The 15,685-nt window shown below is 55.0% G+C and carries 16 protein-coding genes; all 16 read left to right on the top strand.

Going from position 1 to position 15,685, the window contains the following annotated elements:
• Positions 1-731 precede the first annotated feature (731 nt).
• The 16 genes from rpsB to aspA all read left to right on the top strand — a co-directional run bounded on the left by rpsB (position 732) and on the right by aspA (position 15,684).
• Positions 732-1,568: a 30S ribosomal protein S2 gene (gene rpsB, locus ADG72_RS01205; protein WP_048711582.1), complete on the top strand. Its 837-nt coding sequence runs from the start codon at positions 732-734 to the stop codon at positions 1,566-1,568.
• Positions 1,569-1,588: 20 nt separating this feature from the next.
• Complete coding sequence (gene tsf / locus ADG72_RS01200) at positions 1,589-2,416, top strand: translation elongation factor Ts (protein ID WP_048711580.1); 828 nt, start codon at positions 1,589-1,591, stop codon at positions 2,414-2,416.
• A gap of 80 nt (positions 2,417-2,496) precedes the next feature.
• A complete protein-coding gene (gene pyrH, locus ADG72_RS01195) occupies positions 2,497-3,216 on the top strand; it encodes a UMP kinase (protein WP_009748073.1) in 720 nt (239 codons plus the stop codon).
• A gap of 13 nt (positions 3,217-3,229) precedes the next feature.
• A complete protein-coding gene (gene frr / locus ADG72_RS01190) occupies positions 3,230-3,787 on the top strand; it encodes a ribosome recycling factor (protein ID WP_009748074.1) in 558 nt (185 codons plus the stop codon).
• Positions 3,787-4,683: a phosphatidate cytidylyltransferase gene (locus ADG72_RS01185; protein ID WP_048711579.1), complete on the top strand. Its 897-nt coding sequence runs from the start codon at positions 3,787-3,789 to the stop codon at positions 4,681-4,683. The genes frr and ADG72_RS01185 overlap by 1 nt, the downstream gene beginning before the upstream one ends.
• 71 nt (positions 4,684-4,754) lie before the next feature.
• The gene (gene rlmN, locus ADG72_RS01180) at positions 4,755-5,993 is read left to right on the top strand and encodes a 23S rRNA (adenine(2503)-C(2))-methyltransferase RlmN (RefSeq protein ID WP_048711578.1); all 1,239 of its coding nucleotides are present in this window, start codon (positions 4,755-4,757) and stop codon (positions 5,991-5,993) included.
• The gene (locus ADG72_RS01175; RefSeq protein WP_048711576.1) at positions 5,993-6,544 is read left to right on the top strand and encodes a DivIVA domain-containing protein; all 552 of its coding nucleotides are present in this window, start codon (positions 5,993-5,995) and stop codon (positions 6,542-6,544) included. Before rlmN ends, ADG72_RS01175 begins: the two co-directional genes overlap by 1 nt.
• Positions 6,545-6,547: 3 nt before the next feature.
• Positions 6,548-7,741, top strand: a complete 1,194-nt coding sequence (gene dxr, locus ADG72_RS01170) for a 1-deoxy-D-xylulose-5-phosphate reductoisomerase (protein ID WP_048711573.1) — start codon at positions 6,548-6,550, stop codon at positions 7,739-7,741.
• A 21-nt stretch (positions 7,742-7,762) separates the two neighbouring features.
• Positions 7,763-8,992, top strand: a complete 1,230-nt coding sequence (locus ADG72_RS01165; protein WP_048711571.1) for a M50 family metallopeptidase — start codon at positions 7,763-7,765, stop codon at positions 8,990-8,992.
• Between the two features lie 112 nt (positions 8,993-9,104).
• Positions 9,105-10,241 carry a flavodoxin-dependent (E)-4-hydroxy-3-methylbut-2-enyl-diphosphate synthase gene (gene ispG / locus ADG72_RS01160; protein ID WP_048711569.1) on the top strand — a complete coding sequence of 379 codons (1,137 nt, stop codon included), beginning with the start codon at positions 9,105-9,107 and terminating at the stop codon, positions 10,239-10,241.
• Between the two features lie 79 nt (positions 10,242-10,320).
• Positions 10,321-10,830: a hypothetical protein gene (locus ADG72_RS01155; protein ID WP_048711567.1), complete on the top strand. Its 510-nt coding sequence runs from the start codon at positions 10,321-10,323 to the stop codon at positions 10,828-10,830.
• 66 nt (positions 10,831-10,896) lie between these two features.
• Positions 10,897-12,708, top strand: coding sequence for a proline--tRNA ligase (locus ADG72_RS01150; protein WP_048711565.1), 1,812 nt, complete (start codon positions 10,897-10,899; stop codon positions 12,706-12,708).
• A complete protein-coding gene (gene def, locus ADG72_RS01145; RefSeq protein ID WP_048711563.1) occupies positions 12,709-13,200 on the top strand; it encodes a peptide deformylase in 492 nt (163 codons plus the stop codon). It abuts the gene before it with no gap.
• 148 nt (positions 13,201-13,348) lie between these two features.
• Entirely contained in the window at positions 13,349-13,849 is a 501-nt protein-coding gene (locus ADG72_RS01140; RefSeq protein WP_009748084.1) for a DUF3145 domain-containing protein, read from the top strand.
• Between the two features lie 6 nt (positions 13,850-13,855).
• A complete protein-coding gene (locus ADG72_RS01135) occupies positions 13,856-14,206 on the top strand; it encodes an acyl carrier protein (protein ID WP_048711561.1) in 351 nt (116 codons plus the stop codon).
• Positions 14,207-14,271: 65 nt separating this feature from the next.
• A complete protein-coding gene (gene aspA, locus ADG72_RS01130) occupies positions 14,272-15,684 on the top strand; it encodes an aspartate ammonia-lyase (protein ID WP_048711559.1) in 1,413 nt (470 codons plus the stop codon).
• The last annotated feature ends 1 nt before the right edge of the window (position 15,685 follow it).

The following is a 15,685-nucleotide window of genomic DNA, read 5'->3' as shown; positions in this document are numbered from 1 at the left end:
GCCTCACACTTTGGCCCGTGCGCAGTGTGGTCACCACAGGTTCGAAAGTCGAATGGATTCCGCCGCAGTCAATTGAAAGAACCTTTCGACCAGCGAGATCGGCGCTGTAGATCACCCTGCCATCGCATGGCGATTCGATTGTGCCTTGGGGGTTATAGAGGTTGAGCCATACTCCTCGAGATCCACTCAGCCAGGGTCTGTCCGGTGGGTTAAAAGTTTTAACCAGGGTGAAGCCGCCTCTGAAAGGTTGGTGCCACTGCGAAGCGAAATGTGGCTGAGTGACGCCGTATGCCGGTAGACCTAGAAATGCAAAGGCAACGAGTGTTGCCAGTCCTATGTGTGTCAGCTTCTTTCGAAGATTAGGAAATATCGCCATAGACGACGATCTCTTTAAAAGCCATCTGTATGCATGAGCATGCTTGAATCTGTGGACAACACGGAGAGGGCGTACACCCTGTGGATAAAAAGTGAGCAATCACAAGCTGAATTTCGTCGTCGCGCACCTTCTGAAGGCCGAATCTCCGTAACGAATACGGTAGGATTGAACAGCATTCGCTATGCGGATGACTTCGCGTGCCATTTTCCGAGCACCTCACGGAAGTGAAAGTGCCGGGGCAGTTGCGTCACGGTCCAATGGGTCGCAACGTCATGGCACCAGGGCCGAAAGGCACATTAACCGAGAAAACCGGGGGAAACCCCATGATCCCGCTCAGCGGGGAAAGGACGATGCAATGGCAATCGTCACCATGCGCCAGCTTCTGGAATCTGGCGTTCACTTCGGGCACCAGACCCGTCGTTGGAACCCGAAGATGAAGCGCTTCATCCTCACCGAACGTAACGGCATCTACATCATCGACCTCGAGCAGACCATTGCCGATATCGATATTGCCTTCGACTTCGTCAAGGAAACCGTTGCACACGGCGGAACCATCCTCTTCGTCGGCACCAAGAAGCAGGCACAGGAAGCTGTCGCCGAGCAGGCACAGCGCGTTGGCATGCCCTACGTGAACCACCGCTGGCTCGGTGGTATGCTCACCAACTTCTCCACCGTTTCCAAGCGCCTCCAGCGCCTGAAGGAACTTGAGCAGATCGACTTCGACGATGTGGCGTCTTCTGGTCGCACCAAGAAGGAACTGCTCATGATGCGTCGCGAGAAGGACAAGCTTGCTCGCACCCTCGGCGGTATCCGCGATATGGTCAAGGTGCCTTCCGCAGTGTGGATCGTTGACCCCAAGAAGGAACACCTCGCTGTTTCTGAAGCTCGCAAGCTCAACATCCCGATCGTTGCCATCCTGGACACCAATGCTGATCCGGATGAGGTCGACTACCGTATTCCCGGCAACGACGACGCAATTCGCGCAGTTGCACTGCTGACCCGCGTGATTGCAGACGCAGTTGCTGAAGGCCTGCTTGCGCGCAGCGCCGGCCGTAAGAATGCTTCTGAGGATTCCTCCGCAGTTGAGCCTCTGGCTGAGTGGGAACGCGAACTCCTCGAAGGTGAAGTTGCGGCTGACGAGTCCGCAGCAGAAGCTGTTGCCGAAGAGTCCGAAAAGCCCGCACAGGACTGAGCTGAGAAAGGAATTCAGTAATGGCTAATTTCACTGCCGCTGATGTGAAGGCTCTGCGCGAGAAGACCGGCGCAGGCATGATGGACGTCAAGAAGGCGCTCCAGGAAGCCGATGGCGATGCCGAGAAGGCTCTCGAGATCATTCGCCTCAAGGGTCTGAAGTCTCTGTCCAAGCGTGAGGGTCGTCAGGCTTCTGCAGGCCTGCTTGCCGCTTCGGTTCAAGATGGCGTGGGCGTTATGGTTGAGGTCAACTCCGAGACCGACTTCGTCGCAAAGAATGAGAAGTTCATTGACTTCGCTAAGTCAGTACTCGAAGCCGCAGTTGCTTCCGGTGCTTCTGATGTTGACTCGCTGCTTGCAGCCCCCATGGGCGACTCCACCGTTAAGGATCAGCTTGATGCTATGGCCGCTGTCATCGGCGAAAAGCTTGAGATCCGCCGCGTGATCCGCGTTGAGGGCGAGAACGTTGATCTCTACCTGCACCAGACCAGCCCTGACCTGCCTCCGCAGGTTGGTGTCTTCGTCGTTACCGACGCAGCAGGTGCAGGCGTTGCCCACGATATCGCGATGCACGTCGCCGCATACATGCCCGCCTACCTCGATCGTGACTCGGTTCCTGCCGATGTCCTTGACAAGGAGCGCGCAACCCTCGAGAAGATCACCCTTGAGGAAGGCAAGCCCGAGCACATCGTTCCGAAGATCGTTCAGGGACGCCTTGAAGCGTTCTACAAGGACAACTGCTTGGTCGATCAGGCATTTGCCCGCGATCCTTCAAAGTCCGTCGGACAGGTCCTGCGCGAGGCTGGTGCAAAGGTCACCCAGTTCGTGCGCGTCCACGTCGGCGCCTGATTTCGTGTGATGGCCCCGCTTCTGGCGGGGCCATCGCCCTATCTCTTTCGACTCAGCACATATTCAAAGGAGAAGAATTCATGCCAGCTGCTCGTCGTGTCCTGCTCAAACTCTCAGGTGAGGCTTTCGGCGGAGGTTCCGTCGGCCTCGATCCCACGGTAGTCCGTTCAATCGCAGAACAGATCGCAGATGCCGTTCATGCAGGGATCCAGGTTGCAGTCGTCGTTGGTGGAGGTAACTTTTTCCGTGGTGCTGAGCTCTCTCGGCAGGGGCTTGACCGCTCCCGCGCTGACTACATGGGAATGCTCGGAACTGTCATGAATGCACTGGCGCTTCAAGACTTTATTGAACAATCCGGTGTTCCCGCGCGCGTCCAGAGTGCTATTGCCATGCAGCAGGTTGCAGAACCTTACATCCCTCTGCGCGCAATCCGTCACTTGGAGAAAGGCCGCGTCGTTCTTTTTGGTGCTGGCGCGGGCCTTCCATATTTCTCCACCGATACCGTTTCTGCGCAGCGAGCCTTGGAAACTCATTGCGATGAACTGCTTGTCGCAAAGAATGGTGTGGACGGCGTCTATGATGACGATCCCCGAATTAACCCCGATGCGAAGAAACTTGACTTTGTCACCTACCAAGATGCCTTGAGCCGAGGCCTGAAGGTTGTCGATGCGGCAGCGTTTGCTCTTGGGCAGGAAAACGGTCTCACAATGCGCGTCTTTGGCATGTCCGAAGCTGGTAACGTTACTGCAGCGCTACGAGGCGAAAAAATCGGTACGCTTGTGCTCAGCGAATCACACTGAAAGGAACACTTCCGTGATTGATGACATCCTGCTCGAAGCAGAAGACAAGATGGATAAGACGGTCGAGGCTGCCCGCCATGAGTTCGGAAATATCCGTACTGGCCGCGCAAATGCCGGAATGTTTGAACAGCTCTTGGTGGACTACTACGGTGCCCCGACTCCCATGCAGCAACTCGCCTCTTTCCAGATTCCCGAGGCCCGCACGGTTCTGATTTCGCCTTTCGACCGCACTGCGACTCAAGAAATCATTAAGACTCTGCGTGAGTCGGATCTGGGCGTCAACCCGACCGATGACGGCAATGTTGTCCGCGTGGTTTTGCCTGCACTGACTGAAGAACGCCGTAAGGAATACGTGAAGCAGGCAAAGAACAAAGCCGAAGACGCTCGCGTTTCTGTTCGCTCTATCCGTCGTAAGGCCAAGGAAGCTCTTGATCGCCTGAAGAAGGACGGCGATGCAGGTGAGGATGAGGTCGAACGCGCAGAAAAAGCCCTCGAATCCGCTACAAAGGCACGTGTTGAGTTGATCGACAAGCTTTTGGCTACGAAGGAAAGCGAACTCCTGACAATCTGATGTCGGCTTCATCCCATCAACCGCGTCCCTCAGTGTTTTCGCGCGTCTTCTCTCCGGAGCCGCGCGAAAACACTCAGCCGCTTGCACCTACCGGGCGAGCGGGAAGGAACCTTCCGGCAGCGGTTTCCTCTGCTGTCGTACTGATTGCCCTTCTTGTTGCTTCACTGCTTGTTGTTCAAGGTATTTTTGTTGCCTTTGTATGCTGCATTGCACTCCTCGGTTTATGGGAGCTGGGTGGAGCCTTTGCTCGCGTGGGGACGCGTCTTGCCATGGCGCCGCTGTATCTTGGCGCAATCGGGATGATGGTGTGCGCGTGGTTCTTGGGTCCCGAGGCCGTCACAATGGCGCTGTACTTGACGGTTTTTGCTGTTGTCGCATGGAGATTGGTGGATGCGCCGACTCCTTCCAGAATCACTGACATCATTGCGAGTGTCTTCAGCGCCGTCTACGTTCCTTTCTTAGCCTGCTTTGTTGTTCTCTTGTTGCGAGATTTTCGCTCGCCAGCGGTGATCGGTGTTTATGTCCTTGTCACCTGCTTCAATGACATCGGTGGGTGGCTTGCAGGGATTATGTTTGGTAAACACCCCATGGCACCGCGGCTCTCTCCGAAGAAGTCCTGGGAAGGCTTCATCGGTTCTTTGCTTTTCTGCATCCTTACTGGAATCGGTGGCTTTATGCTGCTGGGTGCAACGTGGTGGTGGGGTGTCATTGCCGGTGTCTGTGGCTGCGTGTGCGCGACGATTGGGGACCTCACCGAATCTTTGATTAAGCGTGAGGTTGGGCTCAAAGACATGTCAGGATTGATCCCAGGACACGGCGGTGTGCTTGATCGTGTTGATTCGCTGGTGATGACCGCCCCTGTTTTCTATGTGATCTTTATTTTCGCTTTGCGTTAAGTTCGCATCTGAATGAAAGCACTTGAGGGTGCATGCGACTAGGCTATGCACGGGGAGAGGAGGAGCAACGAATGAGCACAACCAATCGAGCAAGACGAGAAGTTCGCCCAACCGACCAGTTACCAGAGGGTGCGACCTCGCCTGATGCGAAGCCTCGAGTTACTTTTGCAGCGCGTCGGCGCGGTAAGGCTCCTCGCCACCTTGCAGATTTTGATCAGAAGGAACGCAAGGAGTTTGTCTCCGAGGCCGGACTTCCTTCCTTCCGCGCTGATCAGTTGTCGCGCCACTACTTTGAGCGTCATATCAGCGATCCTGCTTTCATGACGGACGTGCCAAAGAGCGCCCACGATCTTATTGCATCGACTCTCCTTCCATCTCTTGTCCGTGAGGTTGCTGTTCTGGAAGCTGATGGCGGGGAAACGCTCAAGCACCTATGGGAACTTTATGATGGTGCCCGCGTCGAATCTGTTTTGATGCGCTATACCGACCGTACGACGCTCTGCATCTCTTCCCAAGCTGGATGCGGCATGGGTTGTCCTTTCTGCGCTACGGGGCAGATGGGGCTCACCCGAAATCTTTCAACCGCAGAGATTATTGACCAAGTGCGTGCTGCCCACCAAGCATGTGAAGAAGGGCTGGTTGGGGGCTCTCCAACACACCTGTCAAATGTGGTCTTCATGGGAATGGGGGAGCCTTTAGCCAACTACAAGGCAGTAGTCGCAGCTCTTCACCGCATTATCGATCCCGCACCTGCCGGTTTTGGGATGTCTGCACGGAACGTGACGGTTTCAACGGTTGGCTTGGTTCCCGCAATTGATCGTCTCTCTCAAGAAGGTCTTCCGGTGACTCTTGCGGTCTCACTGCACACACCGGATGATGACCTTCGCGATGAGCTCATTCCTATTAATTCCAGATGGAAAGTCGGGGAGCTTCTGGACGCGGCGCGTAGGTACTTTGTGGCTACTGGTCGGCGCGTTTCTATCGAGTATGCGCTGATTAAAGACATGAACGATCAGGTTTGGCGTGCTCAGTTGCTAGCAGATGAACTCAACAAGAGAGGCAAGGGATGGGCACACGTCAATCCCATTCCGTTGAATCCCACTCCTGGTTCGATCTGGACTGCATCCACCCGTCGGGCGCAGGATGCATTTGTGAAGACGCTGCGAGACAATGGAATCTCGACAACGATTCGAGACACACGTGGTTCCGATATCGACGGGGCTTGCGGTCAGCTCGCAACGGCTGTTAATAACCGTGAGCGTGCACGTCAGAGTGCACGTGAAAATAGTGCACACGAAGAGGAGAAGTGATGAGCGACGCTTTCCCGACTACGGGAATTTTCCGGCGCGGTTACGGTAAGGATGCCGTAGATGAGTTCTTCATCGATGCTCGTCATGCATATGAAGGAGGGCTTCCGGCTGAACAGTTCAGTGCTGAACAGGTTCGTCAAGCGTCCTTCCCGAGGCAACGTAATGGCTATGACACCCAAGCGGTAGATGCGGCAATGAGCCGACTTGAAGCTGCTTTTGTCCAGCGCGACCGTGCCGATCACATCGCTGTTAATGGCGAAGGCGCTTGGTACGAAAAGGTAGCCGATCGTGCGACGACACTGTATCCGCGTCTGCTCCGCCCCTATGGACAGCGTTTTTCACATCCCCGTTCGGGAATCGGCTATAACGCTGAACAGGTCGATGACCTTTTGGACCAGATTGCAGCTTTCTTTGACGATCGTGAGGATCTGGCTGCTGATGATGTGCGGCATGCGCTTTTCAAGTCCGCGCGCGGTAAAAAAGCCTATGCAATGGGTCCGGTCGATGCCTATCTTGGGCGCGCCGTTGAAATCCTTCTTTCAGTGAACTGACACATGAGTACACAGGTTGTTCTGCTTGGTTCTACGGGATCAATCGGCACACAGGCGCTTGAGGTTATTGACCAGCACCACGACGATTTCGAGGTTGTCGCGCTGAGCGCTGGCGGCCGCTCTCTTGAGCTTTTGGCGGAGCAATGTGTTCGTTATCGACCTCGGGTCGTTGGCATCCACGATGGTGATGCGCACAGCCTTGAGCGCCTGATTGCTGCAGCTGCTGGTGAAATTCCAGAGATTTTGGTTGGGCCGGATGCCTCAACACAGATTGCGGGGTCCTTCCCTCATGCAGTCGTCCTCAACGGTATTACCGGCGGTGTTGGCCTTGGTCCCACCCTTGCCGCCCTCGGGGCCGGATCGACCCTTGCCTTGGCAAATAAAGAATCCTTGGTTGTTGGTGGCCCCCTAGTTCGGCGTGCAATGAAGCGCGATGGGCAAATCGTCCCCGTCGATTCAGAACACTCGGCCATTGCCCAATGTCTTGCCAGCGGAGTTCACGAAAGAGGTTTGACCGCACAGCGAGTCACCGGCAAGAGTGAGCTTGCGCAATTGGTTCTCACGGCCTCGGGAGGGCCTTTTAGGGGAAAGAAACGCGCTGATCTAGCGGAAGTAACCCCGCAGCAGGCGCTGGCGCACCCAACGTGGAATATGGGACCTGTTGTCACCATTAACTCATCCACTCTGGTCAATAAAGGCCTAGAACTCATCGAGGCGCATCTTCTGTTCGATGTTCCCGCCTCGGATATTGTCCCAGTTGTCCATCCTCAGTCCATCGTTCACTCCATGGTGACCTGGAAGGACGGGGCGACGATTGCACAAGCCTCGCCCCCCGATATGAAGCTTCCTATTGCATTGGGATTGACATGGCCCAAGCGACTTCCAGATATCGAAAAACCGGTGGATTTCCTTCAGCGACAAGAATGGACTTTTGAGCCGGTTGATTCGCAGACTTTCCCAGCGATAAATTTGGCACGTGCGGCTGTTAGTGAATCGCCGACCCATCCCGCTGTGTACAACGCCGCAAACGAAGTTTTCGTTGATGCATTTCTACGCGGACAGCTTGCGTATCTGTCAATCGTGGATCTTCTTGAGGAAGTTCTGGCCGAGCACCAAGGCATCGATGAGCCTACGCTGGACGATATTCTTGGCGCCCAAGAGTGGGCGAAGGCTTCTGCTCGTTCTCACATCATGTGAGAGGAAAGAAAAAGGATTTTCGTGGGAATTATCGGTGTTCTAGTCATCGTCGTGGGGTTGTTAATTTCTGTCGCACTTCACGAATGTGGCCATATGATTCCTGCAAAGAAATTTGGCGTTTACGTTCCTGAATTTGCTGTTGGTTTTGGGCCTCAGATTTTTGGCGTCAAAAAAGGGGAGACGACCTATTCTCTTCGAGCGATTCTTCTGGGTGGCTACGTTCGTTTGGTAGGGATGTTTGCACCGGCTCGTGACGGGGTGAAAACGACGAATCGACGCGGAAAGCCGACCCTTGCCCAGGAGGCTCGTGAGGCCAGCATGGAAGAAATTCCTGAAGGCTTCGGCTCTCGCGCATTTTATCTTCTTCATCCCGCACAGAAGATCATCGTCATGATCAGTGGTCCGCTGGTCAATCTGTTCCTTTCAATTCTCTTCCTATCGATTGCTCTGGTCGGAATTGGAATTCCCAAAGCTTCTTTGACGCTGAGTGAGGTTCCGCAGCAGCTGACTACTCAGGGAGCCACTGTCGATGCGCCGGCATACGCCGCAGGTATTCGAGCGGGGGATACGATCACAGGAGTCAACGGTAGTGCCGTGACCTCGTGGGAGCAGATGCGTCAAAACGTTGCAGGCTCACAGGGCAGTATCGATATTGACTACCTGCGAAATGGCCAACTTTTTCATGTGAAAGTTGATCCGTTGCGATCGGGAGATAGCGTCAGCATTGGTGTCATTGCGGGGACTGAATATCAAGCTGCCAGCGTAGGAACTGTCGCCTCCGCCGTAGGGGAGACCTTTACCGGCACAGTGAGCGTTGTTGCCCGCCTGCCAATTGCCCTGTGGGATGTTGGCCGTTCGATTTTCACGGGTGCACCCCGTGATTCGGGTGGCGTCATGTCGGTCGTCGGTATCGGCAGGATTGCTGCAGATGCAACGTCGTCTGATGCTACGGCAAGCAGCGGCGGCTGGATGCGATCGGCGGCGCTATTACTGTCGATTCTGGCTTCTCTCAACATGGCGCTCTTCGTGTTTAATCTTCTTCCTTTCCCGCCGCTCGATGGTGGACATATCGTTCCGGCAATCTACGAATGGATTCGGCGAGGCCTTGCTCGGGTATGTGGAAGAGAAGTGCCGCCACCGGTCGATACTGCGCGGCTTATGCCACTGACATACACGATGGGCACTATTTTGGTAGCGATGACGGTCCTGCTGATGATTGCAGACATCGTCGTGCCAATCAGCCTGCAATAGGCCGCTCACAGCACTGCGAGCTTTCATCGGTTTTCATCAGCCTCTGGCTGGCCCGGGTGCCAGCTGCATACAAGTGGGAGATAATGACAAGGTGACTGAAATAAACTTAGGGATGCCCAGCGTCCACGAAGCTCCTTTTCCGCGCCGCAAGACTCGTCAAATCATGGTGGGGGATGTGCCTGTTGGCGGGGGTGCTCCCGTTTCTGTTCAGTCGATGACCACAACGAAGACCCACGATATCGGCGCAACGCTGCAGCAGATTGCAGAGCTCACCGCAGCGGGCTGCGACATTGTTCGTGTCGCCTGCCCGACCGATAAGGATGCTGAAGCGCTGCCGATCATTGTCAAGCAATCGCGTATTCCTGTCATTGCTGATATTCACTTCAACCCGAAGTATGTTTTTGCAGCGATTGAGGCCGGTTGCGGTGCGGTTCGTGTGAACCCCGGAAATATTCGTAAGTTCGATGATCAGGTGAAGGAAATTTGCCGCGCTGCTTCCGATCATGGAACCTCGCTACGTATTGGTGTGAATGCGGGTTCTTTGGATCCGCGTCTTCTCAAGAAGTACGGTCGTGCAACCCCCGAAGCACTTGTCGAATCAGCGGTCTGGGAAGCATCGCTCTTTGAAGAAAACGACTTCCACGATTTCAAGATTTCGGTGAAGCACCACGATGTTTTGACCATGATTCAGGCCTACCGTTTGCTCTCTGAAAAGGGCGATTGGCCGCTTCACCTCGGCGTGACCGAGGCTGGGCCAGCCTTTCAGGGAACCATTAAGTCCTGCGCAGCTTTCGGCGTGCTCTTGGCTGATGGTATTGGCGATACGATCCGTGTCTCTCTTTCGGCACCTCCTGTTGAAGAGGTCAAGGTCGGTACGAAGCTCTTGGAATTCATGGGCCTGCGTGAGAAGACCCTCGAGATTGTTTCCTGTCCTTCCTGTGGGCGTGCGCAGGTTGATGTTTGGACGCTGGCAGAAAATGTCACCGAAGGCCTCAAGGATCTGACTGTTCCCCTTCGCGTTGCCGTCATGGGCTGCGTCGTGAATGGGCCAGGCGAGGCTCGTGAGGCTGACCTCGGTGTGGCCTCAGGCAATGGCAAGGGACAGATCTTCATCCGGGGGGAGGTTGTTGAAACCGTTCCCGAAGATGACATTGTCCCAACCCTTATTAAGCATGCGAACCTGCTTGCTGAAGAAATGGGACTTGAAGAAGGCGAAGGATCTGTCGAAGTTCTGCCGGTTGTCCGATAAGGGTCACAACCGCGAATATTTCACGTATCCTTCCGTATAAGAACATTGAGTGTAACAGCCTGATCAAAGGGGATTTGTTATGAAGATTCGTACCGTAGCTGCTCTGGGAATCCTGGGCTGTGCTGGCGCAATTTACGCGACGGGTTTTCCGCGCCGTATTGGCCTGACTCGTTCTGAGGCCTCGGTCTCGCTTCCCGGCGATCTTGAGCTTCCGAATGCTGATGTCGTCGTTGATCGTGCGGTAGAGATTGACGCACTGCCGACTCGCGTGTGGGAAGTCATCGATGCTGCTTTTGAAGAGGATGAGGACGGGCGTGTCCTGATCCGCCAGGAGGGTGATTGCCTGGTGATTCGCGTTCCCGCTCCGGGACGCAATCTGGAGTGGGAAGACGAAGTGGATGAGTACACCGGTACCTGCACTTTTGCTCTACTTCCCGAGGCCAATGGGCGCACCCGCCTTCACCTGCGTGAGCGTCACCAGGCCACCGAGTCGACTCCCATCTGGCGCCTCTGGGCCGGCGTGTGTGCCGAGTCCTACTCGACCATGTCGATGCTGCGTGATTTGAAGGAAGCCGCAGAGGCTTTGTGAGCTGAACAATACTCCACGGCGGGTGCAGGCTTCGTGCCTGTGCCCGCTGTGCTTTAGGATTGAGGTGTGTTAAGAACTCTTTCCTCTTTCTTCCTGCGCACGCTGCGCGAAGATCCGGCTGATGCCGAAGTTGTTTCCCATAAGCTCCTTGTCCGTGCGGGCTACATTCGTCGTACTGCCCCCGGTATCTACACGTGGCTTCCTCTTGGCCTGCGCCTGTTGCGCAAGGTAGAGGCAATTGTTCGTGAGGAGATGGACCGTATCGGCGCTCAGGAAGTCCACCTTCCTGCGCTTCTTCCTGCAGAGCCTTACAAGGCTACGGATCGTTGGGATGAATACGGTCCGACCCTGTTCAAGCTGCAAGACCGTAAGGGCGGGGACTACCTCTTGGCTCCTACCCATGAAGAGATGTTCACCCTCTTGGTGAAGGATCAGTACTCTTCGTACAAGGACCTGCCTCTGACGATCTACCAGATTCAGACGAAGTACCGCGATGAGGCCCGTCCGCGCGCGGGTTTGATCCGAGGCCGTGAGTTCGTCATGAAGGATGCATATTCCTTCGATATTGATGATGCTGGTCTGGATGTTGCCTACCAGAATGAACGCGATGCCTACGAGCGCATCTTTAAGCGTCTGGGCTTGGAGTACGTCATCGTTTCCGCGATGTCGGGTGCCATGGGTGGTTCTCGTTCCGAGGAATTCCTTCACCCCAGCCCGATTGGTGAGGATACTTTTGTGCGTTCTCCGGGAGGCTACGCTGCCAACGCCGAGGCCGTGGTGACGCCTGCTCCGCAGCCGCTTCCTTTCGATGGGATTCCCGAATTTGAGATGCGCGAAACTCCCAATGCTCCGTCTATCGAGGCCTTGGTTGAACGCTCCAATGAGCTTTACCCCCGCGATGACCGCCCCTGGCAGGCCTCGGATACGTTGAAGAGCTTCGTCGTCACGCTCACGCATCCCGACGGTGAGCGTGAGGTCGTCCTCTTGGGCGTGCCTGGTGATCGTGATGTCGATATGAAGCGTCTTGAGGCTTCGGTCGCACCAGCGGAAGTTGAAATGGCCGGTCCGGAAGATCTGGCAAAGCACCCCGAGCTGGTTCCCGGTTACATCGGTCCCATGGCTGCAGGACCGAATTCGCCTGCTCGCCACCTCGATGAGGATGGTAATTCTGTGGGCGGGATTCGCTTCTTGGTTGATCCTCGCGTGGTTGATGGAACCACGTGGATTGCTGGTGCAAATACTCCCGGGAAGCACGTGTACTGGCTGACGATGGGGCGTGATTTTACCGCCGACGGTACCATCGAGGCTGCCGAAGTTCGCGAGGGAGATCAGGCTCCAGATGGCTCTGGTCCGCTTCACTTGGAGCGCGGCATCGAAGTTGGTCATATCTTCCAGCTGGGCCGCAAGTATGCAAAGTCCCTGGGCCTGACTGTTCTGGACCAAAACGGCAAGAGCCAGGTTGTCACCATGGGCTCTTACGGCATTGGTGTTTCGCGTGTTCTGGCTGCACTTGCTGAGTCCAACAGTGACGAGCGCGGTTTGGCGTGGCCTGCGAATATTGCACCATTTGATGTTCACGTTCTTGCTACGGGTAAGACGGATGAGATTTTCGAGGCTGCTGAGTCGATCTCATCAGCACTGGACCGCGATGGCTTCGATGTTCTCTTTGATGATCGTCGCAAGGTATCTGCCGGCGTGAAGTTTGCTGATGCGGAACTGGTAGGTCTTCCGATTGCGGTTGTTATTGGCCGCGGATTGGCAGATGGAAAGGTCGAGATTCGTCTTCGTGCAAGCGGTGAGTCTTTCGAGGTTCCGGTTGAATCTGCGGTTGAGCGTATCGAGCAGCTTCATCGTGAGCTGATGGGGGAGGGTAAGTAAATGGCTCTGCGTGAGATCCGTGTGATCGGTGATCCGGTCCTTCGAACCCCCTGTGATCCCATTACTGATATCGATGCTTCTGTGAAGGCACTGGTCGAAGACTTGCTTGAGACCGTTGATATGGATGGACGTGCAGGTCTTGCCGCCAACCAAATTGGTGTGGGGCTGCGTGCATTCTCGTACAACATTGACGGGGAGATCGGCTACGTTTTGAACCCGAAGATCGTTGAGCTCAGCAAAGACGAGTATCAGGACGGTGACGAAGGCTGTTTGTCTGTTCCCCAGCTTTGGTTCCCCACGGAGCGCGCGTGGTATGCCCGCTGCGAAGGTATTGACTTGGATGGAAAGTCGGTAGTGATCGAGGGTGAAGAACTGATGGCTCGTTGCATTCAGCACGAGTGTGATCACCTTGACGGCATGCTCTATATTGATCGACTGGATCGCAAGACGCGTAAACGCGCTCTGCGTGAAATTCGCGAGGCAAACTATTAAAAGACAGATGTCGAACTGATCTTTGCGCAACTGCGGCGGATCCCACGCGATCCGCCGCAGTTTTTGCGTTAGAATGAATGCACACCGTTTGCTGTGGCATTGGATTGAGGGCGTAGGGGAAGACGATCCTCAAACACAGGAGGCCACAATGCGAGGGTCCTATACCCGCGGTGTACTTTTTGTACACTCAACGCCGCCCGCTCTATGTCCGCACATCGAGTGGGCTGTCGGTGCTGCCTTGGGAAGTGAAGTTCACCTTCAGTGGACCCCCCAAGAGGCTGCCCCGGGAATGCTCCGTTGCGAATACTCCTGGGTGGGAAGCGCCGGTACGGGAGCTCGCTTGGCCTCGGCACTACGCGGCTGGGAGCACCTGCGCTACGAGGTCACCGAAGAAGCCAGCCCCTCGTGCGATGCAGGACGCTGGTCGCATACGCCGTCATTGGGTATTTTCCATGCGCAGATGGACAGCGTTGGCAATGTCGTCGTTCCCGAAGACCGCGTGCGTGCAGCTATCGAAAAGGCAAGTTCTTATGAAGAACTGCGTGAAGGCCTCGATCTGGCTTTGGGCCAGGCTTGGGATGATGAGCTCGAGCCCTTCCGTCATGCAGGAGCAGGAGCGCCTGTTCGCTGGCTTAACCGCGTAGGTTAATAATCTATGGGTACTATCGGTGACCTTTTAGGCGATGCGCTGGGACAGGCTTTAGCCTCGAATTCTGATGCTGCCCCTGTTGAGGCAATTGAAGGGGCACGTGAGCAGGCTGCAGAAGAACGCGCTGAGCACGTGCGTCAGGTTGTGCAGGATGCGCTTGTTTCAAACGCTTCAGTAGTTCCAGAGAATATCGATGATTCGTCCTTATTGAGCGAGCTTGATCTGGACAAGTTATCTCTTTATGCCGCTGTTTCGGCCATCGAACGTGAACTGGCAATCACTATCCCGGATGCCGCGGTATCCCAATGGGTGACCATCGGAGATATTGCGAGCAGTGCCGGTGAGCTGGTGAGGTAGTCTCAAACTTCTGACCTAGAATGGTGTTATTGTCTGCGACCACACCAACTCAAGGAGAATCACAGGTGGCACGAATCGAAGAAGATCTGCTTGGTACGCGAGAAGTTCCTGATGAGGCATACTGGGGAATCCATACGCTTCGCGCCCTTGAGAACTATCAAATCAGTGGTCGGACAATCAACCAAGTTCCTGAGATGATCCGCGCAATCATCCAGGTGAAAAAGGCTTGCGCTCTGGCAAATCGTGAACTCCATGTAATCAGCGCTAAGACCGCAGAGGCTATTGTTGCGGCTTGTGACGATATTTTGACTCATGGAACCTGCATGGATCAATTTCCGATTGATCAATTCCAGGGTGGCGCGGGTACCAGCGTCAATATGAATGCCAATGAGGTTATTGCGAATCGCGCGTTGGAGATGCTTGGGCTACCTCGTGGGGATTATGACGTGATCAACCCCAATGACCACGTGAATCATTCGCAGTCGACGAACGATGCCTATCCGACCGCATTTCGCTTGGCACTTCACGGAAAGATCGAGAGGCTTCGCAGTGCTGTAGAGGATCTTGCCGATGCTTTCGCCGCGAAGGGCGATGAGTTCCGTGATGTGCTGACCATGGGGCGTACTCAGCTGCAGGATGCGGTGCCGATGACGCTTGGACAGGAAATGACGGCCTTTGCAGTTACGCTTCGTGAGGAAGATCCGCGTCTTGAAGTGAATGCAGAGCTTCTCCTGGAAACAAACTTGGGTGCAACGGCAATCGGTACGGGGTTAAATACTCCTACTGGTTACCAGGACGTGGTTGTTCGTCACTTGCGCCGTATTACCGGCTCTCGAGTTAAGGCTGCAACCCACTTGGTTGAGGCAACTTCCGACACCGGTGCGTATGTGTCAATGCATGCGGCAATTAAGCGCACAGCCGTGAAACTGTCGAAGATTTGTAATGACCTTCGTTTGCTTGCTTCGGGACCACGCGCTGGTTTGAACGAAATTAATCTTCCTGAGATGGCTGCAGGTTCGTCGATCATGCCTGCGAAGGTGAACCCGATTATTCCCGAGGTCGTCAACCAGGTCTGCTTTAAGGTCATTGGAAATGATCAGACTGTTACTATGGCCGCTGAAGCTGGACAGCTTCAGTTGAACGTCATGGAGCCAGTTATTGCGCAGGCAACCTTCGAATCGATCGATCTTCTAGTTAATGCGTGCGACACTCTTCGTGAGCGCTGCGTCAACGGAATCACGGCGAATGTCGAGGTTTGCCGTTCCTACGTTGAGAACTCTATTGGTATTGTCACGTACTTCAATGACGTTATCGGGCACCACCTCGGAGATGTTGTGGGTAAGCGTGCTGCTGCGGAGGGGAAGACTGTTCGCGAAGTGATTGCCGAGATGGGATTGCTTTCGGATGAAGAGGTCGAGGCGATTCTTTCGCCGGAAAACCTCGCGAACCCTCATTACCGAGGCGCGCAGGTTGACTGAT

The sequence above is a fragment of the Trueperella pyogenes genome (assembly GCF_001070855.1).
GTDB classification, from domain to species: domain Bacteria; phylum Actinomycetota; class Actinomycetes; order Actinomycetales; family Actinomycetaceae; genus Pauljensenia; species Pauljensenia pyogenes_A.
The sequence above is the reverse complement of the archived record's forward strand: the minus strand, read 5'-3'. Positions and strand labels throughout refer to the sequence as shown.

Excerpts from the sequence above, each read along its gene's own strand:
- dxr (WP_048711573.1), top strand. The coding sequence starts at position 6,548 with ATGAGTACACAGGTTGTTCTGCTTGGTTCTACGGGATCAATCGGCACA.
- rpsB (WP_048711582.1), top strand. The coding sequence starts at position 732 with ATGGCAATCGTCACCATGCGCCAGCTTCTGGAATCTGGCGTTCACTTC.
- ADG72_RS01135 (WP_048711561.1), top strand. The coding sequence starts at position 13,856 with ATGGGTACTATCGGTGACCTTTTAGGCGATGCGCTGGGACAGGCTTTA.
- ADG72_RS01185 (WP_048711579.1), top strand. The coding sequence starts at position 3,787 with ATGTCGGCTTCATCCCATCAACCGCGTCCCTCAGTGTTTTCGCGCGTC.
- pyrH (WP_009748073.1), top strand. The coding sequence starts at position 2,497 with ATGCCAGCTGCTCGTCGTGTCCTGCTCAAACTCTCAGGTGAGGCTTTC.
- def (WP_048711563.1), top strand. The coding sequence starts at position 12,709 with ATGGCTCTGCGTGAGATCCGTGTGATCGGTGATCCGGTCCTTCGAACC.
- ADG72_RS01175 (WP_048711576.1), top strand. The coding sequence starts at position 5,993 with ATGAGCGACGCTTTCCCGACTACGGGAATTTTCCGGCGCGGTTACGGT.
- ispG (WP_048711569.1), top strand. The coding sequence starts at position 9,105 with ATGCCCAGCGTCCACGAAGCTCCTTTTCCGCGCCGCAAGACTCGTCAA.
- rlmN (WP_048711578.1), top strand. The coding sequence starts at position 4,755 with ATGAGCACAACCAATCGAGCAAGACGAGAAGTTCGCCCAACCGACCAG.
- ADG72_RS01140 (WP_009748084.1), top strand. The coding sequence starts at position 13,349 with ATGCGAGGGTCCTATACCCGCGGTGTACTTTTTGTACACTCAACGCCG.
- ADG72_RS01155 (WP_048711567.1), top strand. The coding sequence starts at position 10,321 with ATGAAGATTCGTACCGTAGCTGCTCTGGGAATCCTGGGCTGTGCTGGC.
- tsf (WP_048711580.1), top strand. The coding sequence starts at position 1,589 with ATGGCTAATTTCACTGCCGCTGATGTGAAGGCTCTGCGCGAGAAGACC.